The 19,800-nt window shown below is 63.8% G+C and carries 18 protein-coding genes; 13 read left to right on the top strand and 5 right to left on the bottom strand.

Translation table 11 applies throughout. The features are described 5' to 3' along the window. Nucleotides 1-3: 3 nt before the first annotated feature. Nucleotides 4-1,440 (bottom strand): amidase, encoded by a 1,437-nt coding sequence (locus tag O3297_RS07205; protein ID WP_305048205.1) that lies wholly within the window; start codon nt 1,438-1,440, stop codon nt 4-6. A gap of 101 nt (nt 1,441-1,541) precedes the next feature. Between O3297_RS07205 and O3297_RS07200 the strand changes: the two genes are divergently transcribed. From O3297_RS07200 to O3297_RS07185, 4 genes are all read left to right on the top strand, one after another. After that, nucleotides 1,542-2,438, top strand: coding sequence for a LysR family transcriptional regulator (locus O3297_RS07200; protein ID WP_305048204.1), 897 nt, complete (start codon nt 1,542-1,544; stop codon nt 2,436-2,438). Between the two features lie 210 nt (nt 2,439-2,648). Continuing rightward, nucleotides 2,649-4,646 (top strand): c-type cytochrome, encoded by a 1,998-nt coding sequence (locus tag O3297_RS07195; RefSeq protein ID WP_305049625.1) that lies wholly within the window; start codon nt 2,649-2,651, stop codon nt 4,644-4,646. Between the two features lie 58 nt (nt 4,647-4,704). Next, nucleotides 4,705-5,490: a class I SAM-dependent methyltransferase gene (locus O3297_RS07190; RefSeq protein WP_305048203.1), complete on the top strand. Its 786-nt coding sequence runs from the start codon at nt 4,705-4,707 to the stop codon at nt 5,488-5,490. A gap of 82 nt (nt 5,491-5,572) precedes the next feature. Beyond that, entirely contained in the window at nt 5,573-6,709 is a 1,137-nt protein-coding gene (locus tag O3297_RS07185; RefSeq protein WP_305048202.1) for a catalase family protein, read from the top strand. A 67-nt stretch (nt 6,710-6,776) separates the two neighbouring features. Here O3297_RS07185 and O3297_RS07180 read toward each other — a convergent pair whose 3' ends face one another. Beyond that, nucleotides 6,777-7,571, bottom strand: a complete 795-nt coding sequence (locus O3297_RS07180; protein WP_305048201.1) for an SDR family oxidoreductase — start codon at nt 7,569-7,571, stop codon at nt 6,777-6,779. Nucleotides 7,572-7,668: 97 nt separating this feature from the next. On the opposite strand from O3297_RS07180, the gene O3297_RS07175 reads away from it, so the two are divergent. From O3297_RS07175 to O3297_RS07145, 7 genes are all read left to right on the top strand, one after another. Beyond that, nucleotides 7,669-8,061 carry a MerR family transcriptional regulator gene (locus tag O3297_RS07175; RefSeq protein WP_099387774.1) on the top strand — a complete coding sequence of 131 codons (393 nt, stop codon included), beginning with the start codon at nt 7,669-7,671 and terminating at the stop codon, nt 8,059-8,061. Continuing rightward, nucleotides 8,058-8,711 carry an SMI1/KNR4 family protein gene (locus O3297_RS07170; RefSeq protein ID WP_305048200.1) on the top strand — a complete coding sequence of 218 codons (654 nt, stop codon included), beginning with the start codon at nt 8,058-8,060 and terminating at the stop codon, nt 8,709-8,711. The genes O3297_RS07175 and O3297_RS07170 overlap by 4 nt, the downstream gene beginning before the upstream one ends. A 113-nt stretch (nt 8,712-8,824) precedes the next feature. Continuing rightward, a complete protein-coding gene (locus O3297_RS07165) occupies nt 8,825-9,376 on the top strand; it encodes a DUF4142 domain-containing protein (protein WP_052140594.1) in 552 nt (183 codons plus the stop codon). Nucleotides 9,377-9,479: 103 nt separating this feature from the next. Further along, nucleotides 9,480-9,860 (top strand): hypothetical protein, encoded by a 381-nt coding sequence (locus O3297_RS07160; RefSeq protein ID WP_034787511.1) that lies wholly within the window; start codon nt 9,480-9,482, stop codon nt 9,858-9,860. A gap of 14 nt (nt 9,861-9,874) precedes the next feature. After that, complete coding sequence (locus tag O3297_RS07155) at nt 9,875-10,306, top strand: hypothetical protein (RefSeq protein WP_305048199.1); 432 nt, start codon at nt 9,875-9,877, stop codon at nt 10,304-10,306. A gap of 230 nt (nt 10,307-10,536) precedes the next feature. Then, nucleotides 10,537-11,004, top strand: a complete 468-nt coding sequence (locus tag O3297_RS07150) for a cache domain-containing protein (protein WP_080753727.1) — start codon at nt 10,537-10,539, stop codon at nt 11,002-11,004. A gap of 60 nt (nt 11,005-11,064) precedes the next feature. Beyond that, nucleotides 11,065-12,615, top strand: coding sequence for a methyl-accepting chemotaxis protein (locus O3297_RS07145; protein ID WP_257219143.1), 1,551 nt, complete (start codon nt 11,065-11,067; stop codon nt 12,613-12,615). Here the strand turns inward: O3297_RS07145 and O3297_RS07140 are convergent. Both O3297_RS07140 and cadR read right to left on the bottom strand, forming a co-directional pair. After that, complete coding sequence (locus tag O3297_RS07140; protein ID WP_305048198.1) at nt 12,612-13,622, bottom strand: hypothetical protein; 1,011 nt, start codon at nt 13,620-13,622, stop codon at nt 12,612-12,614. The genes O3297_RS07145 and O3297_RS07140 overlap by 4 nt on opposite strands. 42 nt (nt 13,623-13,664) lie before the next feature. Then, nucleotides 13,665-14,096 (bottom strand): Cd(II)/Pb(II)-responsive transcriptional regulator, encoded by a 432-nt coding sequence (gene cadR, locus O3297_RS07135; RefSeq protein WP_305048197.1) that lies wholly within the window; start codon nt 14,094-14,096, stop codon nt 13,665-13,667. A gap of 98 nt (nt 14,097-14,194) precedes the next feature. On the opposite strand from cadR, the gene O3297_RS07130 reads away from it, so the two are divergent. Then, nucleotides 14,195-16,480, top strand: coding sequence for a heavy metal translocating P-type ATPase (locus O3297_RS07130; RefSeq protein ID WP_305048196.1), 2,286 nt, complete (start codon nt 14,195-14,197; stop codon nt 16,478-16,480). Between the two features lie 85 nt (nt 16,481-16,565). After that, nucleotides 16,566-18,011, top strand: a complete 1,446-nt coding sequence (locus O3297_RS07125) for an alpha/beta fold hydrolase (protein ID WP_305048195.1) — start codon at nt 16,566-16,568, stop codon at nt 18,009-18,011. A 184-nt stretch (nt 18,012-18,195) separates the two neighbouring features. Here the strand turns inward: O3297_RS07125 and O3297_RS07120 are convergent, their stop codons facing one another. Then, nucleotides 18,196-19,683 carry an MFS transporter gene (locus tag O3297_RS07120; RefSeq protein ID WP_305049622.1) on the bottom strand — a complete coding sequence of 496 codons (1,488 nt, stop codon included), beginning with the start codon at nt 19,681-19,683 and terminating at the stop codon, nt 18,196-18,198. Between the last annotated feature and the right edge of the window lie 117 nt (nt 19,684-19,800).

Genomic DNA, 19,800 nt, shown 5'->3' with positions numbered 1-19,800 from the left:
TCCTCAATTACCTGCCCACACGGGCGGCCGCCTTTGCACCCACGGCGCCGCCCGCTCCAGCTGGCCAGCCAGGCGCAGCAGCACGCCATCCTTGGCGTAGCCGGCCATGAACTGCATGCCGATCGGCAAACCGTCATCCGACATGCCCAAGGGCACGGACATGGCCGGCAAGCCCGCCACGTTCGCCAGCGGCGTGTACGGCGAATGCTCGAACAGGCGCGCCGTCCAGCCAATACCGTCAAGCTGTTCCTCCTTTTCGCCATAGCGGCCCAGCGGCCGCGGTACATCTGGCATGGTAGGCGTCAGCAAGACGTCGTACTTGCCAAACAAGGCGCCAGCGTGGCGCGTGACGGTGTTGCGCACGTCGAGGGCCGCCACGAAATCGACGGCAGAGATCGTCTGGCCATGGCGGTAACAGGCCAGGGTCGCCGCTTCGAGGTTGTCCAGCGACACGGCGCGCCCGCTCTCTTGCGCCAGGGCATCGATCCACGGCACCAGGTTGGCGCACCAGATACTGGCATTCGCGTGCACGAACGCTTCCCACGACACGCCCAGCGCGGCTTGCACTTCTTCCACGTGGTGGCCCAGGCTTTGCAGCAGGCGCATGGTGGTGTCCAGCGCGGCGTCGACGGCGGGCACGGGATGGGCGTCATTGCAGGCGGCGCGCTGCACGGCGATGCGCAGCTTGCCCGGCGCCGCGCTCACCTGCGACAGCCAGCTGTGGCTGGGCGGACTCGTCAGATACGGCTCGCCCGGCAGGATTGCCTGCACGGCATCGAGCAAGGCGGCGCTGTCGCGCACCGTGCGGCTCACGCCCAGCTGCACGCCCAGGCCACTGAAGATCTCGTCCATGGCGGGACCGTTCGACACCCGTCCCCGGCTCGGTTTGAAGCCGAACAGGCCAGTCGACGCGGCCGGCACGCGGATGGAACCGGCCGCATCCGTCGCATGGGCCAGCGGCACGATGCCGGCCGCCACGGCCGCCGCCGCGCCGCCGCTGGAGCCGCCGGCGCTCAATCCCAAATTCCAGGGATTGCGCGTGGCGCCGTACAGCACGGGCTCCGTGGTAGTGGCAAACGCCATTTCCGGCGTGCTCGTGCGGCCGAACGTCGCCAAGCCGGCGGCGCGAAACTGCGTCATCAGGTGGGAGTCCAGCGCGGCGACATGGCCGGCGCCCAGGCGGCTGCCCGCTTCGCTGCGCTGGCCGGCCATGGTGACGGCCACGTCCTTGATCAAAAATGGCACGCCGGCGAACGGCGCTGAGCTGTCGATGGCAGTCAAATCCGCCGGCCACAGCTCGACCACGGCGTTGATCTGCGGGTTGACGGCGGCGCAGGCGCGTACGGCCGCGTCGTGCAATTCGACGGCCGAGACGTCGCCGTCGCGCAGCAGCTGGGCCAGTCCCAGACCATCAAAGCTTGTATATTCATGGAGTTGCATCAGTTTATTCCTGTAATGGATGAGGAGTGGATATCACAGGAACTACTCTAGGGCTTGCGCTATCATAGTGGAAATGAATAGTTGATATACAAGGTATAGCCATGAACAATTTGCGTAAGCTGGACTTGAACCTGCTGCTGACCCTGAACGCCCTGTTGATTGAACGCAACGTCACGCGGGCGGCGGCACGGCTACACCTGAGCCAGCCTTCCGTCAGCGTGCAACTGGGCAAGCTGCGTGCCGCTTTCGACGATCCGCTGCTGTTGCCCGGTCCGCGCGGCATGCTGCCCACGGCGCGGGCGCTGGCCCTGTTCGCGCCCTTGCAAGCCGTGCTGGCCCAGTTGGAGCAAGTCTTACAGCCGGAACAGGCGTTCGAGCCAGCCACGGCCGAGGTACGCTGGAACCTGGCGGCGGCCGACGCCACCGAGTATGCGATCTTGCTGCCCATGCTGCCCGCCCTGCGCGCGCAGGCGCCGTTGTCGCGCATGGCCGTCTTCGAAGCCGTGCCGGCGCGCATGGCGCACGACCTGGAAAGCGGCCAGGTCGACCTGGGCTTTCTGGCCCAGGAAGAAGCGCCGCCCGGCTTGCGCCATCGCACCCTGTTCACCGAGCACTATGTGCTGGCGGGCCGCCGCGACCACCCGCTGCTGCAAACGCCGCCCGACCTCGAGCAGTTTTGCGCGCTGGAATTCATCGTCGTCTCGCCCAACGGCGGAGGCTTCCGCAGCAACGTCGATACGGCGCTGGAGCTGCTGGGGCGCACGCGCAAGGTGGTGCTGTCCGTGCCGCACTTCCTCATCGTCCCGCCCCTGCTGGCGGCATCCGACATGGTGGCCTTGCTGCCGTCACGCTTGCTGAAGAATGCGCTGGGTGGCTTGCGTACGTGGGAACCGCCCGTCAGCCTGCCCGACTACGAGATGGCCATGGTCTGGCACGAACGCATGCACCTGGAGCCCGGCCACCGCTGGCTGCGCGAGCGCATCATGGCCAGCTTGTAAGTTGGCCTACACGATTTTCCATCTCAAAACACTAGGGAAGATTACCTAGTCGATCGAAAGAAACTCCCAATGTTCGCCGTGGTGGCGACTGCGTAAGCTTGCGCGTAATAATAAAGGGTCACCATGAACGCCATTTCCATCCTGCATCGCGGCTCGCGCCGCCCTCCCGCCGTCTTCTTTCCGATCACTACCTGGCTGCTGCTCCTTGGCATGCTGGCCTTCTGCGCCGGCGCCTGGGCCGCGCCTGCGCCCACGGCGTCGGCCGAACTGATCAAGCGTGGCGAATATGTCGCCCGCCTGGGCGACTGCGTGGCCTGCCACACGAGCCCGAATGGCGCCGCCATGGCCGGCGGCCTGGAGCTCAAAACGCCGTTCGGCACCATCTACAGCACGAATATCACACCGGACGCGAAGACGGGCCTGGGCACGTATACCTTCGCGCAATTCGACCGCGCCATGCGCAAGGGCGTGGCGGCCGATGGGCACAACCTGTATCCGGCCATGCCCTACCCTTCCTACGCGAAGATCACGCCCGACGACATGCAGGCGCTGTTCGCCTATTTGCAGCGCGGCGTGGCGCCCGTGGCGCAGCAAAACCGCGAAACGGACATGAAATGGCCGTTCAGCATGCGCTGGGGCCTGTCGCTGTGGAACGCCGTCTTCCTCGACGACGCGCCGTTCAAGCCCGACAGCGCCAAGTCGGCCGTGTGGAACCGGGGTAGCTATCTGGCCCAGGGCCTTGGCCATTGCGGCTCCTGCCACACGCCGCGCGGCGTGGCCTTCCAGGAAAAGACCATGGGCCAGGATGGCAGCGGCGGCAAGCACTACCTGTCCGGCTTCACCTTCGACGGCTGGCATGCGGTGAACCTGCGCAGCCTGTGGACGCCGGGCGACATCGTGCAATTGCTCAAGACGGGCCGCAACAGCTTCGGCACGGCGGCCGGCAGCATGACGGAAGTCATCACGCACAGCACGCAGTACTTCACGGATGGCGACCTCGATGCGCTGGCGCATTACCTGCACAGTTTGCCGGCCAAGAATGGGGCGGCCGCACCGCCGAAGAAAACGGCGCCCCTCGTGGCGGCCAGCAACGATGCCCTGTACAACACGCGCGGCGGCCTCGGCTACCTGCAGTTTTGCGCCACCTGCCACCGCCGCGACGGCCGCGGCGTGGAAAACATCTTCCCGCCGCTGGCGCAGAACGACTCGGTGCAGTCGAAGGATGCCACCTCCGTCATTCATATCGCGCTGACGGGCTGGCAGTCGGCCGTCACGCAGCATTCGCCCCGCTCCTTCGGCATGCCCGCGTATGACCGCCTGTCGGACACGGAACTGGCGGAAATCCTCACCTTTGTGCGCGGCAAGTGGGGCAATCAAGGCGCGCCCGTCACGCCTGCGCAGATCGCCAAAGTGCGCAAGGAGCTCAAGCTCAAGGCGCCGGACGCGGGCGGCTTCGTCACGCCCCGCTTCGCCGCCCTGAAGGCCGATCCGAATGCCAACCAGCTGATCCATGGCATGCAGCTGATGACGGAAACGCGCGCGCGCCTGCCGAAAAACGTGGGCAACGACCTCAATTGCAGCAGCTGCCACCTGAATGGCGGCACGGTGGCCAACGGTTCGCCCTTCCTCGGCATTTCCGCCTTCTTCCCGTCAGAAGCGCCGCGCGCGGGCAAGATCATCAGCCTGGGCGAGCGCATCAATGGCTGCTTCCGCCGCTCCATGCACGGCAAGCCCCTGCCCGTGGACGGCCCCGACCTGCAGGCGATGGTCGCCTATATCGACTGGATGAAGGGCGCCACGCAGGCGAATGACAAGGTGGCGGGACGCGGCGTGGCGAAGATCGACCGCAATCTGCTGCCCGATCCCGTGCATGGCAAAAAAGTATATGCCGAGCAATGCGCCGTCTGCCATGGCGTGAATGGCGAGGGCATCAAGGGCGCCAATGGCGTGGTGGCTTTCCCGCCGCTGTGGGGCGACCGTTCCTTCAATATCGGCGCCGGCATGGCCCGCACCTACACGGCGGCCGGCTTCGTCAAGGCCAATATGGTGATGGGCCACGGCCAGAAATTCCCGCTGGGCCAGGGCAACCTGTCCGACCAGGACGCCGTCGACGTGGCCGAATATTTTACGCATATGCCGCGCCCGGACTTCCCCGACAAGGTCAAGGATTGGCCGAAGGGCGGCAAGCCCAGGGATGCGCGCTACTGAAGCGCCATCCAGTGCGGAATCTGCTACGCTCATGCCACGACCATCCGAGGAGTCTTGCATGAGCAGCAATATCCATCACGCGGCAGCCGGCGGTTACGCCACGGCGGCCGCCAGCTACGTCAAGGGCCGGCCCGATTATCCGCCGGAAGTATCGGCCTGGCTGAAGGATAGCCTGGGCCTGGGGCCGGGCACAACCGTGCTGGACCTGGGCGCCGGCACGGGCAAGTTCACGCCGCGCCTGCTGGACACGGGCGCCACGGTCATCGCCGTGGAACCCGTGCCGGCCATGCTGGCGACATTGTCCGCAACCTTGCCGCAAGTCCAGGCCCTGGCAGGCACGGCAACGGCCATTCCCCTGCCCGACGCCTCGGTCGATGCCGTCGTTTGCGCGCAAGCCTTCCACTGGTTCGCCACCTCTGCGGCGCTCGACGAGATATTGCGCGTGCTCAAGCCTGGCGGCAGGCTGGGCCTGGTGTGGAATCTGCGCGACGCCAGCGTGCCCTGGGTGGCCAGCCTGGACGCCATCGTCAACCGTGTCGAGGGCGACACGCCCCGCTACTACACGGGCGCCTGGCGCCACGTCTTCCCCCACGCGGGGCTGACACACTTGCAGGAAACACAATTTTCCCAGGAGCATACGGGCACGGCCGAAGACGTGCTGTTCAACCGCGTGCGCTCCACCAGTTTTATTGCCGCCTTGCCGCCGCAGGAACGCCAGCGCATCGACGACGAGATTCGCCAGATGATCGCCTCGGAGCCGGCCTTGCGCGGGCGGGACAGCATCAGCGTGCCCTACCGGACGGCCGCTTTCGTGGCGCAAAAGGCGGCATCGGCAGGTATTTAGGGGCCAGTGTATGCCAGCAAACAGAAGGATGTGGCGTTGGCGGCAATGATGGGGGCACACTCACCCATCACAAGGAAAAGCCATGTTCGCCATTCCACGCCCGCCCCTGCCCTACGAGCCGCGCTACGAGTTTGAAGAGGACGGCGAGCAGGAGACGTGCGCGCAGCTGCTGCAGACCCTGCACGGCATTTCCGCCACTACCTATGCCGACTCGGGCCATGCCACGCGCAGCGTGCATGCGAAAAGCCACGGCTTGCTGCGCGCCCGCCTGCAGGTACTCGATGGCCTGGCGCCCGAGCTGGCGCAAGGCCTGTTCGCCACGCCGGCCAGCTACGATGTGGTCATGCGCATCTCCACCATCCCTGGCGACATGCTTGACGACAAGGTGTCCGTGCCGCGTGGCATGGCCATCAAAGTGATCGGCGTACCGGGCACCCAGTTGTCCAGCCTGGAGCCGGACGATGGCACGGAGCCCGCCAGCACGCAGGATTTCGTGCTCGTCAACGGTCCCGCCTTCCTCGCACCCAGCGCGAAAAAGTTCCTCGGCAGCCTGAAGCTGCTGGCCAGCACCACGGATAAAGTCCCGCGCCTGAAACAGGCGCTGTCGACCGTACTGCAGGGAGCGGAAAAGGCGCTCGAAGCCGTGGGCGGCGAAAGCGCTACGCTGAAAAGCCTGGGTGGCCATCCGGAAACCCATGTGCTAGGCGAAACCTACTATAGCCAGGCGCCCATTTTATATGGCGTCTACATGGCCAAGGTGGCGCTGGTGCCCGTGTTGCCGGAACTGTCAGCCCTGAAAGGTGCGCCTGTCGACCTGGATGGCAAGCCGAATGGCTTGCGCGACGCCGTCGTGGCCTACTTTGCCCGCCATGCGGCCACTTGGGAAGTGCGTATCCAGCTGTGCCGCGACATTGCCAATATGCCGCTGGAAGACGCCTCCGTCGCTTGGTCCGAGGCAGACAGCCCGTATCTGCCCGTGGCGCGCATCACGGCCCAGCCGCAGGCGGGCTGGAGCGAAGCCCTGTCGCGTGCCGTCGATGACGGCATGGCCTTCAGCCCCTGGCATGGCCTGCTGGCGCACCGGCCGCTCGGTTCCATCATGCGCGTGCGCAAGGCTGCGTATGCGATGTCTGCGCGTTTCCGCTTCGAGCGCACGGGCAAGGTCGCGCGCGAACCGCGCAACCTCGACGACGTTTTTGTCAATGACGCCATCAAATAGGCACCATGCGCAGCGGCAAGCCATGCTGACCGCGCCAGCCATGTCCGCCATCATGGCCTTCTGAAGCCTACGCCGCCTTCGGCTTGAGCATGCCTTCCACAATCCCCAGCACGGTCTGGCGCGGCAGCAAGCGCGGCAGCCAGGCCAGCAGCCGGTTCGGCCTGCCTGCCACATGGCTGCTGCGGCCCCGGTCCAGCGCGCGCAGCGCTTCATCGACGACGGCTTGCGGATCCATGCGCTTGCCCACGGCCGCTTCGGGTGCCGCCACCACGTCGAAAAAGGCCGTTTCCGTGGCGCCCGGGCACAGGGCCAGCACGCGCACGCCGCGGCTGCGGTTTTCGGCCCACAGGGCTTCCGAAAACGACAGCACGAAAGCCTTGCTGGCGCCATACACGGCCATGTAGGGATCGGGTTGCAGCGCCGCCGTGGACGCCACATTGATGATGGCGCCCCGCCCTTGGGCCAGCATGTGCGGCAAGGCGCAGTGCGTCAGTTCCATGAGGGCCGTGCAATTGACGGACACCTCAAGCCCCTGGCGCGCGAGATCGATGCTTTCGAAGCGGCCGTGCGTGGCGAAACCCGCATTATTGATCAGTACATCGGGCGCCATGCCCAGCGCGCAGGCTTGCGCGTGGGCGTTCTGCGCGGCGCCGGGCAGGCCCAGGTCGGCCACCAGCGCATGCGCGCGGATGCCGTGGCGCCGGGAAAGTTCCTTGGCCAGGCTGTCGAGCACGGCGCCGGAACGGGCCAGCAGCAGCAAATGGGCGCCGCGTGTGGCCAGGGTTTCCGCGAAAACGCGGCCGATGCCGGACGAGGCACCCGTGATCAGCACGGTCTGGTTGAAATAGTCGTATGGGAGCATGGCAAAAGTGTCGTGGTTGAAAGTGTTTCTAATGTAAACTGTGGTCCTTAGTCCACGGTCAAGCGTGGGACGCAAATGAGTAGAAAGTCAAAAAACTATGCGCATCGGAGAAATCACCCGTCTGACGGGCGTGAGCAAGGACACGGTGCGTTTTTACGAGCGCCAGGGTCTGCTGGATGAAGCGCCGCAGCCGGGCTTGACGAATAACTACAAGGAATATTCGGCGCAGGCGCTGCGGCGCATCGAGCTGATCGGCCACGCCAAGGCGCTGGGCTTTACCTTGAAGGAAATCGCCGAAGTCATTGCTGTATGGCAGGAAAACGCGCTCGATACGGCCACCAAACGAGCGATGCTGGAAACGAAAATTGCCCAGATCGATGACAAGGCCCGCTCGATGGCCGTGCTGCGCGCCGGCCTCGCCGATGCGCTGGCCAAGGTGGAGACGGGCTGCGACGATGCGGCACCAGTACATAACAAGGATAATCAATGAGCAACTACTACATGCAATACCGCCACCTGGCACTGCAAGGCGCCAAGCCCGCCCCCACGGCGCAGCAGATCGCCGCCATCGAAGCCTTGCTGGAAGCGCCCTTGCCGCCCGCCTTCCTCGCGTTCTTGCAAGTGGCCAACGGCGCTTATTTTGATTACACCTGCGATGTGCCGGACGGCAATGGCGGCGTGGAAAAAATGGGCTTCAATACCTTCTTCAGCGCTGACGAAGGCGATTTCTGCGATGAAACTCTGGTGGGCGAAATCCGCTCCGAGCGCGAGAATACGGACATGCCGGTACGCATCCTGCCATTTGCCCGCGATGGCGGCAATTCCATGGTCTACCTGGACCTGACGGAGGAAGGCGGCGGCCGGGTGCTGGCCTATGTGCAGGAGTTGCCAGACTGGACGGGCAAGCGGGCCCACGGAATGATGGAGCTGGCGCCATCCTTCGACGCCTGGCTGGACAGCCTGTATATCGACCGCGACACGGTGCTCGACGAACTCGAACACAGCGTCTCGGAGCCCTCGCACCTGGACGCGATGGCAGAATGGCTCGATATCGGCATGCCCGCCTGGCGCCGCGATGCGGGCATTGCCGCTTTATTTGCTCTCAAACAAGTCGAATTGTGCGCTAACGAACAGGAATAGTCCTACGGGCATGGTCGTGACTGTCCTATGGGTGTGCGCAGGCTGCGGGCTTAACATTGTCATCAGCTTGCAGAAAAAACCACGCATGCACTCATGATATGAAAGGATTTCCCATGCCTATCTCTACCACCAGTTCGCGTACTCCTTCCCTGAAAAGCGTGGCCATCGGCGCCGCCGTGGCGCTCTTGAGCGGCATCGCCATCAACAGCATCGCCGCTGCCGCGCCGGGCGCGTACGACAAGCAATTCCTCAGCAAGGCCGCCGATGCTGGCAGCACAGAAATTGCTGCCAGCAAAGTGGCGCAAAGCAAGAGCAGCAATGGGGAGGTGAAGAAATTCGCCGACGCCATGGTCACCGACCACACGAAAGTGGCTGAGGAGTTGAAACAGCTGGCCAGCAGCAAGCAAATCGAGGTCAGCGACCAGCCCGGTGCCAAACACAAGGCGCAGATCGACAGGCTGAGCCGCCTGGAAGGCCAGCCTTTCGACAAGGAATATGCGGCCAGCATCGGCGTGGCGGCGCACAAGGAAGCCGTGAAACTGTTTACGGATGCCAGCCAGAAAGCCAGCGATCCCGACATCAAGGCCTTTGCCGTCAAAACCTTGCCAGCGCTGCAACATCACCTGGAAATGGCGAACGCCCTGCAGGCGACGTTGGCGAAATAGACAGCCATACGCGGGGAAATACTTGCAGTACGTGCTGTACAGCAAGTATTTCCGCTCTTGACATACAATGCGGCAACTTCGTTTTTGGCCATGCCATGACCTCATGCAGCTACTCAAGAAAACCGGCCTGATCGCCGCCGCCTTCCTGCTCATCATTGTGCTGGCAGGCTGGCTATTCATCAAGGTGAGCGCGGCGCGCAACGCCACCGTCTATGCACAGCAGTGGAACGATCAGGGCACGTGCGTGATCAAGACCTATGTGCCGCATTACGGCAACGGCGTGCCGCAGAACATCGTGCGCGCCCTCAGCACCTCCACCTTCTTCCGCGTGTATCACAAGGATGGCACCCTGCTGGAAAGCACGGAATGGGTGCTGGACATGCATGAAGACGGCATCCTCGACCATGCCCGCTGGGGCCAGAACCGCGCCATCTACCCGACCGACCTCGGGTATGAAGGATGGACCTTGCCCGAGTGCGCGTAAAAGGGGGAGCCATCATGCAACAGAAAAAAGGATTGCGCGGCCCCTGGAGCGACGCCCTCTACCTTCCCACCTTGCACCATTTCCTCGGTCCCTTTGACGTGTATGACCGCGAAGAAACCCTGGGCGTGGAGCTGGACGCCTGGGACATGAATGATCCCGCCCAGCGCGCGGCGCTGATACGCCGCGACATCACGTCGCAATACAAGGAACTCGGCTACCGCCACCGCCACGCGCTGGTGGCTGTGCTGGCGCAGGCCTTGCAAGACCCTGCTTACGATTTCCAGGTCATCCTCGAACATGACCCCGAAAGCACGCATGCGCTGCCGGCCCTGTGGGACGAGATGGACGACCCGCGCGCCTTCTTTGCCGATATCTACCGCCTGGCGCAGCAGGACTGGCGCGACGACCTGGCGCGCGCGGCGGCGGAAGACCCGACCGACTGGTAGCGCGCGGCGCGGATGCCACACTAGCGTATCGATAGCCTTCAGCACCGTTTCTCCTCTGAAAACAGCGTTTTTGCAAGCTGCACGCAGCGTTGCAAAAACGCCCCACGCAAAAAAAAACTGTTGCACCAGCGCATGCCCGCTGGCATCGCGCTACCATGAACCATCAGCACTTTCCCTACCGCACCGGTTCCCCGCCGGCGTCCCTCTGCCGCAATGTGAAGGAGATTTTCATGCCCAAGTTCGCCCCTGCCATTTGCCTGCCGCTCATGCTTGCCGCCGCTACCTTGCCTGGTATCGCCAGCGCTGCGGAAGGCGGCGCCACGCGCCCCGATGCCGAAGCCATGGTCAAGAAAGGCGTGGCCTACATCAAGAGCGCTGGCGACGCCAAGGCGTATGGCGAAATCACGGCCAAGTCGCCGCAATTCATCCTGCACGACCTGTACCTGGTCGTCTATAAACTCGACGGCACGGTCGTCGCGCATGGCGCCAACCCGAAAATGGTGGGCAAGAACCTGATCGAATTGAAGGATATCGATGGCAAGGCTTTCGTCAAGGAACGAGTCGACTTGGCCAAGAGCAAGGGCACGTTCTGGCAGGAATACAAATTCACGAATCCGGAAACCAAGAAAATCGAGCCGAAAGTGATGTATTGCGAAAAGCTGGCCGAGACCGTCGTCTGCGGCGGCATCTACCTGTAGCAGGCCGCCGCGCCGCCAGCGTCGGGATGGTTTTCCGCTCTCTTGACGATAGGGCTTCCGATGAAAATCGCACAGAAGATGTTGATCGTCCCGGTGGTCGCGCTGGCTTGCCTGCTGGCCATGGGGGCCTTGTCCTACTTTGCCATGCAGCAGAACGAGCAGCGCATGCGCGAATTGAAAGACGTCACCCTGACGGCCGAACGGCTTGCGAACCAGCAAGCCATTGCCCTGGGCCAGGTCCACGCCGACGTGTACGCGAAGATTGCCATCGCGGCCAGCCTGTCGGACGAACAGTTCAAGCAATTCGGCGCACAAACGGATGGCCAGCTGAACGCCATTGCGCAAGGCTTGAAGGAACTGCAGAAATTCTCGGGTGCCGCCACGGAAGCAGGCCAGGCGCTGCCGGGCATCGAGCGCTACCGTGCCAGCGTGGCGCAGGCGCTGGACCTGGCGTCCATGGACCCGAATACGGGCGTGGCCGCGATGCAAAATGCCGCCGGGCACTACCAGCAAGTGCGCGGGCAGTTGCGCCAGGTGCTGCTCAACCTCGATCACCGCACAGTCGATGCGTTGCAGGATACCAAGAATGCGGGCCAGCGGGCCGGCTGGCTGTCGCTGGGTACCATGGTCATCGGCTTTGCCTTGCTGGCCCTGATCGCCACCTGGGTGGCGCGCTCCGTGGTGCGGCCCATCGATGATGCTTGCCGCGCCGCCGAATCGCTGGCCGCCGGCGACCTGACCACGCGCATCGAGGCGCAGGGTGACGACGAGGTGGGCAAGCTGTCACGCGCCCTGGCCACCGTGCTGAAAAACTGGAACACCTTATTGGGCGACATCCGCCAGGCAGGCTCCACCATCACGGTGGAAGCGAGTGAAATCGCGCTCGGCAATGCCGACTTGTCGGCCCGCACCGAGTCGCAAGCCCATTCCTTGCAGGAAACGGCCACGTCCATGCATGCCTTGACCGATACCGTGCGCGAGAATGCCAGTCACGCGCACCAGGCCAACCAGATGGTGCTGTCGACCTCGAACGTGGCGCTGGAAGGCGGCCGCGTCGTGGGCCAGGTGGTCGAAACGATGGGCTCGATCAAGGCCAGTTCCGGGCGCATTGTCGATATCATCGCCGTCATCGACGGCATCGCGTTCCAGACGAATATCCTCGCCTTGAACGCGGCCGTGGAAGCGGCGCGCGCAGGTGAACAGGGGCGCGGCTTTGCCGTCGTCGCCACCGAGGTGCGGGGCCTGGCGCAGCGTTCGGCCACGGCGGCGCGTGAAATCAAGCAGCTGATCGAGGATTCCGTTGCCAGGATAGAAACGGGCAGCGAACTGGCCGACAGCGCCGGGCGCACCATGGGAGATATCGTCGCCTCCGTCCAGCAAGTGACGGAAATCATGAACGACATCACGGCGGCCAGCCAGCGCCAGAGCAAGGGCATCGAGGAAGTCAACAATGCCATCACGGAAATGGACGAATTGACCCAGCGTAATGCCGCCCTCGTCGAACAGTCGGCCGCCGCCGCGCAAAGCATGCAGGACCAGGCGCACGATTTATTGCGCGTGGTCGACGCCTTCCGCCTGGGTGATGGTGGCCCGCCCTTGCTGACGCGTTAGCGCGGTGACTGCATGGCCGCTGCGGCGCAGTCGAGCATCCGCTTGCCTGCCGCCACCAGTGCCGGATCGTCCTCATCCTGCAGCAGCGTGCCCACGACGCTCTGGTCGATAACGCTGCCCTGCATGGCTGCCAGGCGTGCCACGCGGTCCTGCGTGGCGCCATCGCCAATCGTACGGGCACTGAAGCTGTACAGGCCGGCGATTTCGCGTTGGTGCAGCCATTGCATCAATTGCACCAGGCGCGCCTGCTCCACATAGCTCAGTTCGCTCACCTTGCGCTCAGCCAAGGCGTAATACACTTCCAGGCGCGCCATCCAGTTGCCCTGTGCGGCAGCCGCAAGCAGCTGGTCCCAGGCGGCGCCCGCGTGCAGCACGGGCAGCGGCTGCAGCTGATAGGCTCGCACGGCTTGCTGCTGCGGCAATGCGCCGTAGGCCGTGGGCGCCTTGCAGACAAACTGGCGCACATCGGGGCCGCCTTGCCGCAAGCCGCTGGCGATATGCCGCTGGATCTTGTCGCCGATGGACAGCAGGCGCCTGGCGTGTTCCTGCATGGACCACTCCGGCGGCAGTTTGCCCAGCCAAGCCAGCGCATCGTCATTGGCCCGGACCGCCCGCTCGTAGGCTACCGCCTTGGCCTGTTGATTTTTCTCTCTGGCCAGTTTGAGCGCATCCTGCTCTTCATCATAGCGGCTCGTGGTTTTGGCCAGTTGCATGCATTGCTGGAAGGCGTCAGGGGCGCCCTGCCAGCATTCGGCGGGAACCTTCAGCTGCCAGCGCATGCTGACAGTTTTCAGAATATACGTGTCTTCCCCCTCCTCCCCCTTGACATAGGCACGGCCGTCCGCCTTGGTCACGCCTTTCGTCAGCTGCTTGCCGCCAAGTGTGCTCCAGGTGTACGGATCATCATTTTGCGGCACGCCGGGCACGGCGTACAAAGTCAGGTAATGGCCGGCTGCGGCAGGTGCATCGGCGGCATGGCTCAGCGGCGACAGCAGGGATAAGGTCAATAAAGTTTTTTTAGGCAACAGTTTCAACATGCAGCAATCGGTTCAATGAAGTTCGGTATGGCAGGCGCAGTCGTGGCCGCTGGCCGCCTCGGACAGGTTTTGCAAAATCGCGCAGTCTTGCGACAGCTGCGGCTGGTCGCACTGATGGCGCAAGGTCACCAGTTGCTGCTGCAGGGTTTGCAGGTTCGCCATCTGTTCGGCAATGCGCAGAATATGGTGGTCGAGCAATTCATTGACGCTCTGGCAACCTTCGGCCGGATTGTTCTTAAATTCCAGCAAGGCACGGATATCCGTCAAGCCGATCTGCAGGGAGCGGCAATGGCGGATGAATTGCAGCCGCTCCTGGTGTTCTTCCCGGTACTCGCGGTAGCCGGCGCTGTTGCGGCCCGGTTCCTGCAGCAAGCCCGCCTTTTCATAGTAACGCACGGTTTCCACGTCACAATCTGTCCGTTTGGCCAGTTCTCCGATACGCATGGCATCCCCTTTTCATTCTTTCATGCAAATTCCGCTTGACCCTGTAGCGGCTACAGGGTTTCTAATGGAAGCATACACGAAACCGGAAGGATGATGCGATGCCGCACGATAGCCATAACCACGCACCTGACCACGAGCATAAGCATGACCACAAGCACGAGCATGCGCCCAAGGCGGCCAGCTGCTGTTCCAGCCAGCATGCGTGCTCGTCCACGCCTGCCGCCCCAACCGGCCCAGTCCTGCCCAGCACGCCCATCGCCGGCGCCAACACGGCCAAATACCGCATTGCCAACATGGATTGCCCCACGGAAGAACGCTTGATCCGCAACAAGCTGGCCAATATGGCCGGCGTCGTGGGCCTCGATTTCAACCTGATGAACCGCGTGCTCGACGTGCACCACACCCTGCCCTCGCTGGCCACGGTGGAAGCGGCGCTGCACGGCATCGGCATGCAGGCGATTCCCATGAAGTCGGACGCGGTAGTCAGGCGCGATCCGAATGAAGGCAACCTCAGCAGCTTGCAAAAAGGCTTGCTGGTCGTCTCCGGCCTGGCCGCTGCCGGCGCCGAAGCGCTGGCGTGGACCACGCATGAAGACAGTTCGCCCCTCGTCATCGCCCTGGCCCTGCTGTCGATCGCCACGGGCGGCTGGCCGACCCTGAAAAAGGGCTGGATTGCCCTGAAAACGTTCACCCTGAACATCAATTTCCTGATGAGCCTGGCTGTCTTTGGCGCCATCGCCATCGGCCAGTGGCCGGAAGCGGCCATGGTCATCTTCCTGTTCGCCATCGCCGAGCTGATCGAAGGCTTGTCCCTGAACCGCGCGCGCAACGCCGTGCACAGCCTGATGCAACTGGCGCCCGACACGGCGACCGTTGCCGACGCCAGCGGCGCCTGGCAGCCAGTTGCTGTCGCCACGGTGGCCATCGGCACGCTGATGCGCGTGAAACCGGGCGAACGCATCGCCCTCGATGGCATCGTGCAAAGCGGCGAATCGTCCGTCAACCAGGCGCCGATCACCGGTGAAAGCATGCCGGTGGACAAGGCCGTGGGCGATGTCGTGTACGCGGGCACCATCAATGAACGGGGCTTGCTTGACGTTACCGTCACGGCCAACAGCGGCAACAGCACCCTGGCGAAAATCGTCAAGGTGATCGAGGAAACACAAGGAAAACAGGCGCCCACGCAGCGCTTTGTCGACAATTTCGCCCGCTACTACACGCCGGCCGTGGTCGTGTTCGCCATCCTGGTGGCCGTACTGCCGCCTTTGCTTTTTGGCGCACCCTTCATGGCCTGGGTATATAAAGCGCTGGTGATGCTGGTGATCGCCTGCCCGTGCGCGCTCGTCATTTCCACGCCCGTCACCGTCGTCAGCGGCCTGACGGCGGCCGCGCGGCGCGGCATTCTGGTCAAAGGCGGGCAATTCCTGGAAACGGGCTACCGCATCAAGGCCATCGCCGTCGACAAGACGGGCACCTTGACCATGGGCAAACCGGCCGTCACGGACGTGGTGGCATTGGACGGCAGCGACCGCGACGCCATCTTGCTGCTGGCCGCCAGCCTGGACGCCAATTCGGCCCACCCGCTGGCCGCCGCCATCGTCAAGGCGGGCCCGCCCGCCGGCAGCCATTTGCCCGTGACCCAGTTTGCCGCCCTGCATGGACGCGGCGTGCAAGGTACGATCGCCGACCAGACCTATTATCTGGGCAATGCGCGCCTGATGACGGAATTGAATGTCCTGACGCCGGCATTGCAAGCCGTCCTGGCGCGGCTGGAACAGCAAGCCTACACGGCCATGGTGCTGGCCACGCCGGACGGCGCGCTGGGCGTCATCGCCGTGGCCGACGTGCTGCGCCCCACGGCGGCGTCCGCCATCGCCAGATTGAATGCGCTGGGCGTCACCACCGTGATGCTGACGGGCGACAATCTGCTGACGGCGCAGCGCATCGGCAATGAAGTCGGCGTCAGCCTGGTCAAGGCGGAACTGCTGCCGGAAAACAAGCTCGATGAAATCAAGGCCTTGCAGCAGCAGTTCGGCGTGGTCGCCATGCTGGGCGACGGCGTCAACGACGCCCCGGCCCTGGCGCAGGCCGACATCGGTTTTGCCATGGGCGCGGCCGGCAGCGACACGGCCATCGAAACGGCGGACGTGGCCCTGATGGATGATGAGTTGGGCAAATTGCCCGAATTCATCAGCCTGAGCCAGCGCACGCGCAGCATCCTCGTGCAAAACATCAGCTTTGCCATCGGCATCAAAGCCGTGTTCTTTGGCCTGGCCCTGGCCGGCATGGCGACGCTGTGGATGGCCGTGTTCGCCGACGTGGGCGCCAGCTTGCTGGTAGTGGCGAACGGCCTCAGGCTGCTGCGCGGCAGTAAAGCCAAATAAATCCACGTGGAAAACTTTCCATCTGGACAATTGCTGTAAAAAACGCTACTTTGGCGGCTGATCTCCATCTCTGCCAAAGTAGCCGATGACCTTCCTTCCCCGCCTGACCCTGCTGGCCACTCTGCTGGTTGGTACCTCCCTGCATGCCGAACCGATGTTTTTCACGCCCTGTTCCGATACGGCCGCCCCCGGCAGTCTGTGTTCGGGCTTGAACGTGCCTGGCAGCTACGACGCCCAGGGCCGCGGCATCGGTGATCCGGACGCCATGCACGTTTTCGTGCGCAAGTTTGCGGCCGATGTGCCTGTCGGCAAGCCCGCCAAGGGCACCCTGTGGCTGGTGGCGGGCGGCCCCGGCGAATCGGGCGCTTCGTTCTACAACTTGCTGCCCACCTTGCGCCGCAGCTTTCCCGGCTTTGAATTCCTCATCCCCGACCACCGCGGCACGGGCAATTCTTCCCGCCTGTGCAAGGTGGAAGAGTCGGAACAGAGTCCCGGCGGCCGCGCCCTGGCTGGCGCCGAATGGGGCAGCTGCTTTGCCGGCATCAACTTGATGCCGGAATACGCGGGCCAGTTTTCCATCACGATGGCGGCACGCGACTTGCAAGCCCTGATCGAAGGCGAACGCAAGGCCAAGGGCAAACAGCCGCCCGTGTATGTATACAGTGTGTCGTACGGCACGCAACTGGTCTTGCGCGCCTTGCAACTGGGACCATTGCCCGTCAAGGGCGTCATCCTCGACTCGCTGGTGCCGCCGCAAACGGATGCGCGCTGGGACTTGAGCCAGCGTTCGCACGTGGTCAACACGGTCGGCATGCAGGTGCTGGCCCGCTGCGACGCTGACCCGGCCTGCCATGCGGCGATTGCCGAGCCGGCCGCAACCTTGTACCGCCGCGTGCTGGACAAGACGCAAGCGGATCCCGCCCTGTTGGCGAAGATTCCCGGCAAGAACCTGAAAAATTTCCTCGGCGGCATGCTCGACGTGCCGGCCGCCCGTGCCCGCATTCCGTATCTGCTGCGCGAGCTGGACCAGGACAAAGATGGGGAACTGGCGTCCGTGCGCGCCACGTTGACGCAGGCGGCGGCCAGCCTGGGCAGCTATTCCCAGTCGCCGCTGTCGATTCCTCTGGTCAGTATCATCAGCAATTCGGAAAACAATCTGCAGCCTTCGTTGCGCCCCGGCTGGGCCGCCACCGACATCGACCGCGACGAGGCGGACTTGCTGTTTACCAGTCCCCTGCCCCGCATCCTGCTGGGCGGCGGCTTGCCCACCTACCCGCGCGATGCCTTTTTCGGCGCCTTGCCGGCGAAAGTGCCGCCAACTCTGGTGCTCCAGGGAACCCTGGACCCGAAAACGCCATACGCGGGCGCGCAGGCGCAGGTACAGGCTTTGACGCAGAGCAAGGCCGGCAAGGTGGCCCTGTCCACCGTGCAGAACGCCCCGCATTTCCTGTTATGGACGGCGCCCGCCTGCTTTGCACAGGCCAGTACCCGCTTTATCGCCGGCAAGCAGGCGCAGGATTGCACGCTGTAATTCCCACCAACTAATCTGCTGACCTCGCCCGCCATCGCGCGCACCTACTTCGACAGCATCACGGCGCCGGCCAAGGATTTTATCGTGGTGAAGCGCGCCGGACACGACCCCAACCAGGCCGTGCACGACGCCAAATGGACGGTCTTGCGCGACAAGGTGGCGCCGCAGCTGGTGCGCTGAACTATCAAATCGCGCAGACCGCGCGGCGCGCCCGCAGATGCAGGTGGCGGATGGTGGCGGCTGCCAACATCAGGATGGCGGAAGCCGTTGCCAGCACGACAATAAACGCCTTATCAAAGGCCGAGCGGGCCAGTTCCGACACTTGCAAGCCCAGTTCGGCCGGCAATTGCTCGGCGGCCAGCAGCGCCGCATCGAGGGTGTCATGGGCATTCGGCAACAGGCCCGCGCTTTCCGGAATCACCAGGGTGGCGCTGTAGACGGCCGACAAGATGGTGCCCAGCACCGTCACGCCGATCACGGCGCCCAGCTCATACGACACTTCCTCGATCGAGGCGGCCATGCCGGCTTGCTGTGGCGCCACGTTCAGCATCACGGCGCTCGATGCGGCCGTCATCACGGCACCCAGGCCCAGGCCCAGGATCACCAGGCTGGCCACTTGGGCCGAGACGGCGGCGTCATGCAGCACCAGATACGATGCCATGCCGATACCGGACAGCAGCAGCGAACCCCACAGTACTTTGGCCTTGTCGGCGCGCGGCAGCATGAAGCCCGTCAATGGCCCGGCAAACACGGACGCCAGCGGCAGCGGCAACAGCAGCAAGCCCGCTTCCAGCGGCGACAATTCACGCACCAGTTGCATGTGCTGGCTCAGCGCCAGTTCCATGCCGATCAGGGCGGCGGACGCCACCATGGCGGCGGCCACGGCGCTGGAAAACGGCAGTTCGCGGAACAGGGCAAAGTCGATCAGCGGCTTGGCCTGGCGCTTCTGGCGGCGCACGAACTTCAGCATGAAGAAGGCGCCCACGGCAAACGAGGCGGCAGCCAGCACATACGACGGCTGCGACTTGCCCAGCTCCTTGATCGCATATACGCCACCAAGCAGGCCCATCATGATTTGCAGCGAGCCCTTCAGATCCCACGGCTTGTCGCGGTTACCGGCCCGTTTCGGCAGCACGACGGCGGCCAGCACCAGGGTCAGCAAGACGATGGGCACGTTGATCAGGAAGACGGAACCCCACCAGTAATGTTCCATCAGGAAACCACCGAGCACGGGGCCAAACGCGGCGCCGCCGGAAGCGATGGCCGCCCACACGCCGATGGCGAACGAGCGCTCGCGGTTGTCCGTAAAGGTCAGTCGGATGATGGACAAGGTGGCCGGCATCATCAAGGCGGCACCGATGGCAAGCAGCACGCGGGCAAAGATCAGCCATTCCGGCGCGGGCGAAAATGCGGCGCACAGCGAGGCGATGCCGAACACGGCCAGGCCGGCAAGAAAAACGGGTTTGTGGCTCAAGCGGTCACCGAGGGTGCCGAGGCCGGGCAGCAGACCGGAGACGACCAGCGCGTACACGTTGATGATCCACAGTTTTTGCGAAGAGGATGCCTGCAAGTCGCGCGTCAGCGCGGGCAAGGCGGTGTAGAGCACGGTCATGTCGACCACGATCAGGAACAGGGCGCTGGAGACGATGGCCAGCGTCAGCCATTTTTTCATTGGATGCATAAACAACTCATGGATTTTAGTATAACTTTTAACAACTATCGGTTTGGATGAATTTGGTGCTGCGCAAATATTTACGTTCCAGGCTGCCACGGGCCTGGGCTTGTCGGG

The organism is Janthinobacterium sp. SUN128 (assembly GCF_030587275.1).
In the GTDB taxonomy this organism is placed as follows: domain Bacteria; phylum Pseudomonadota; class Gammaproteobacteria; order Burkholderiales; family Burkholderiaceae_D; genus Janthinobacterium; species Janthinobacterium lividum.
This window is presented reverse-complemented; position numbering and strand designations above follow the sequence as displayed.

Excerpts from the sequence above, each read along its gene's own strand:
- O3297_RS07205 (WP_305048205.1), bottom strand. The coding sequence starts at position 1,440 with ATGCAACTCCATGAATATACAAGCTTTGATGGTCTGGGACTGGCCCAG.
- O3297_RS07200 (WP_305048204.1), top strand. The coding sequence starts at position 1,542 with ATGAACAATTTGCGTAAGCTGGACTTGAACCTGCTGCTGACCCTGAAC.
- O3297_RS07195 (WP_305049625.1), top strand. The coding sequence starts at position 2,649 with ATGCTGGCCTTCTGCGCCGGCGCCTGGGCCGCGCCTGCGCCCACGGCG.
- O3297_RS07190 (WP_305048203.1), top strand. The coding sequence starts at position 4,705 with ATGAGCAGCAATATCCATCACGCGGCAGCCGGCGGTTACGCCACGGCG.
- O3297_RS07185 (WP_305048202.1), top strand. The coding sequence starts at position 5,573 with ATGTTCGCCATTCCACGCCCGCCCCTGCCCTACGAGCCGCGCTACGAG.
- O3297_RS07180 (WP_305048201.1), bottom strand. The coding sequence starts at position 7,571 with ATGCTCCCATACGACTATTTCAACCAGACCGTGCTGATCACGGGTGCC.
- O3297_RS07175 (WP_099387774.1), top strand. The coding sequence starts at position 7,669 with ATGCGCATCGGAGAAATCACCCGTCTGACGGGCGTGAGCAAGGACACG.
- O3297_RS07170 (WP_305048200.1), top strand. The coding sequence starts at position 8,058 with ATGAGCAACTACTACATGCAATACCGCCACCTGGCACTGCAAGGCGCC.
- O3297_RS07165 (WP_052140594.1), top strand. The coding sequence starts at position 8,825 with ATGCCTATCTCTACCACCAGTTCGCGTACTCCTTCCCTGAAAAGCGTG.
- O3297_RS07160 (WP_034787511.1), top strand. The coding sequence starts at position 9,480 with ATGCAGCTACTCAAGAAAACCGGCCTGATCGCCGCCGCCTTCCTGCTC.
- O3297_RS07155 (WP_305048199.1), top strand. The coding sequence starts at position 9,875 with ATGCAACAGAAAAAAGGATTGCGCGGCCCCTGGAGCGACGCCCTCTAC.
- O3297_RS07150 (WP_080753727.1), top strand. The coding sequence starts at position 10,537 with ATGCCCAAGTTCGCCCCTGCCATTTGCCTGCCGCTCATGCTTGCCGCC.
- O3297_RS07145 (WP_257219143.1), top strand. The coding sequence starts at position 11,065 with ATGAAAATCGCACAGAAGATGTTGATCGTCCCGGTGGTCGCGCTGGCT.
- cadR (WP_305048197.1), bottom strand. The coding sequence starts at position 14,096 with ATGCGTATCGGAGAACTGGCCAAACGGACAGATTGTGACGTGGAAACC.
- O3297_RS07130 (WP_305048196.1), top strand. The coding sequence starts at position 14,195 with ATGCCGCACGATAGCCATAACCACGCACCTGACCACGAGCATAAGCAT.
- O3297_RS07125 (WP_305048195.1), top strand. The coding sequence starts at position 16,566 with ATGACCTTCCTTCCCCGCCTGACCCTGCTGGCCACTCTGCTGGTTGGT.
- O3297_RS07120 (WP_305049622.1), bottom strand. The coding sequence starts at position 19,683 with ATGAAAAAATGGCTGACGCTGGCCATCGTCTCCAGCGCCCTGTTCCTG.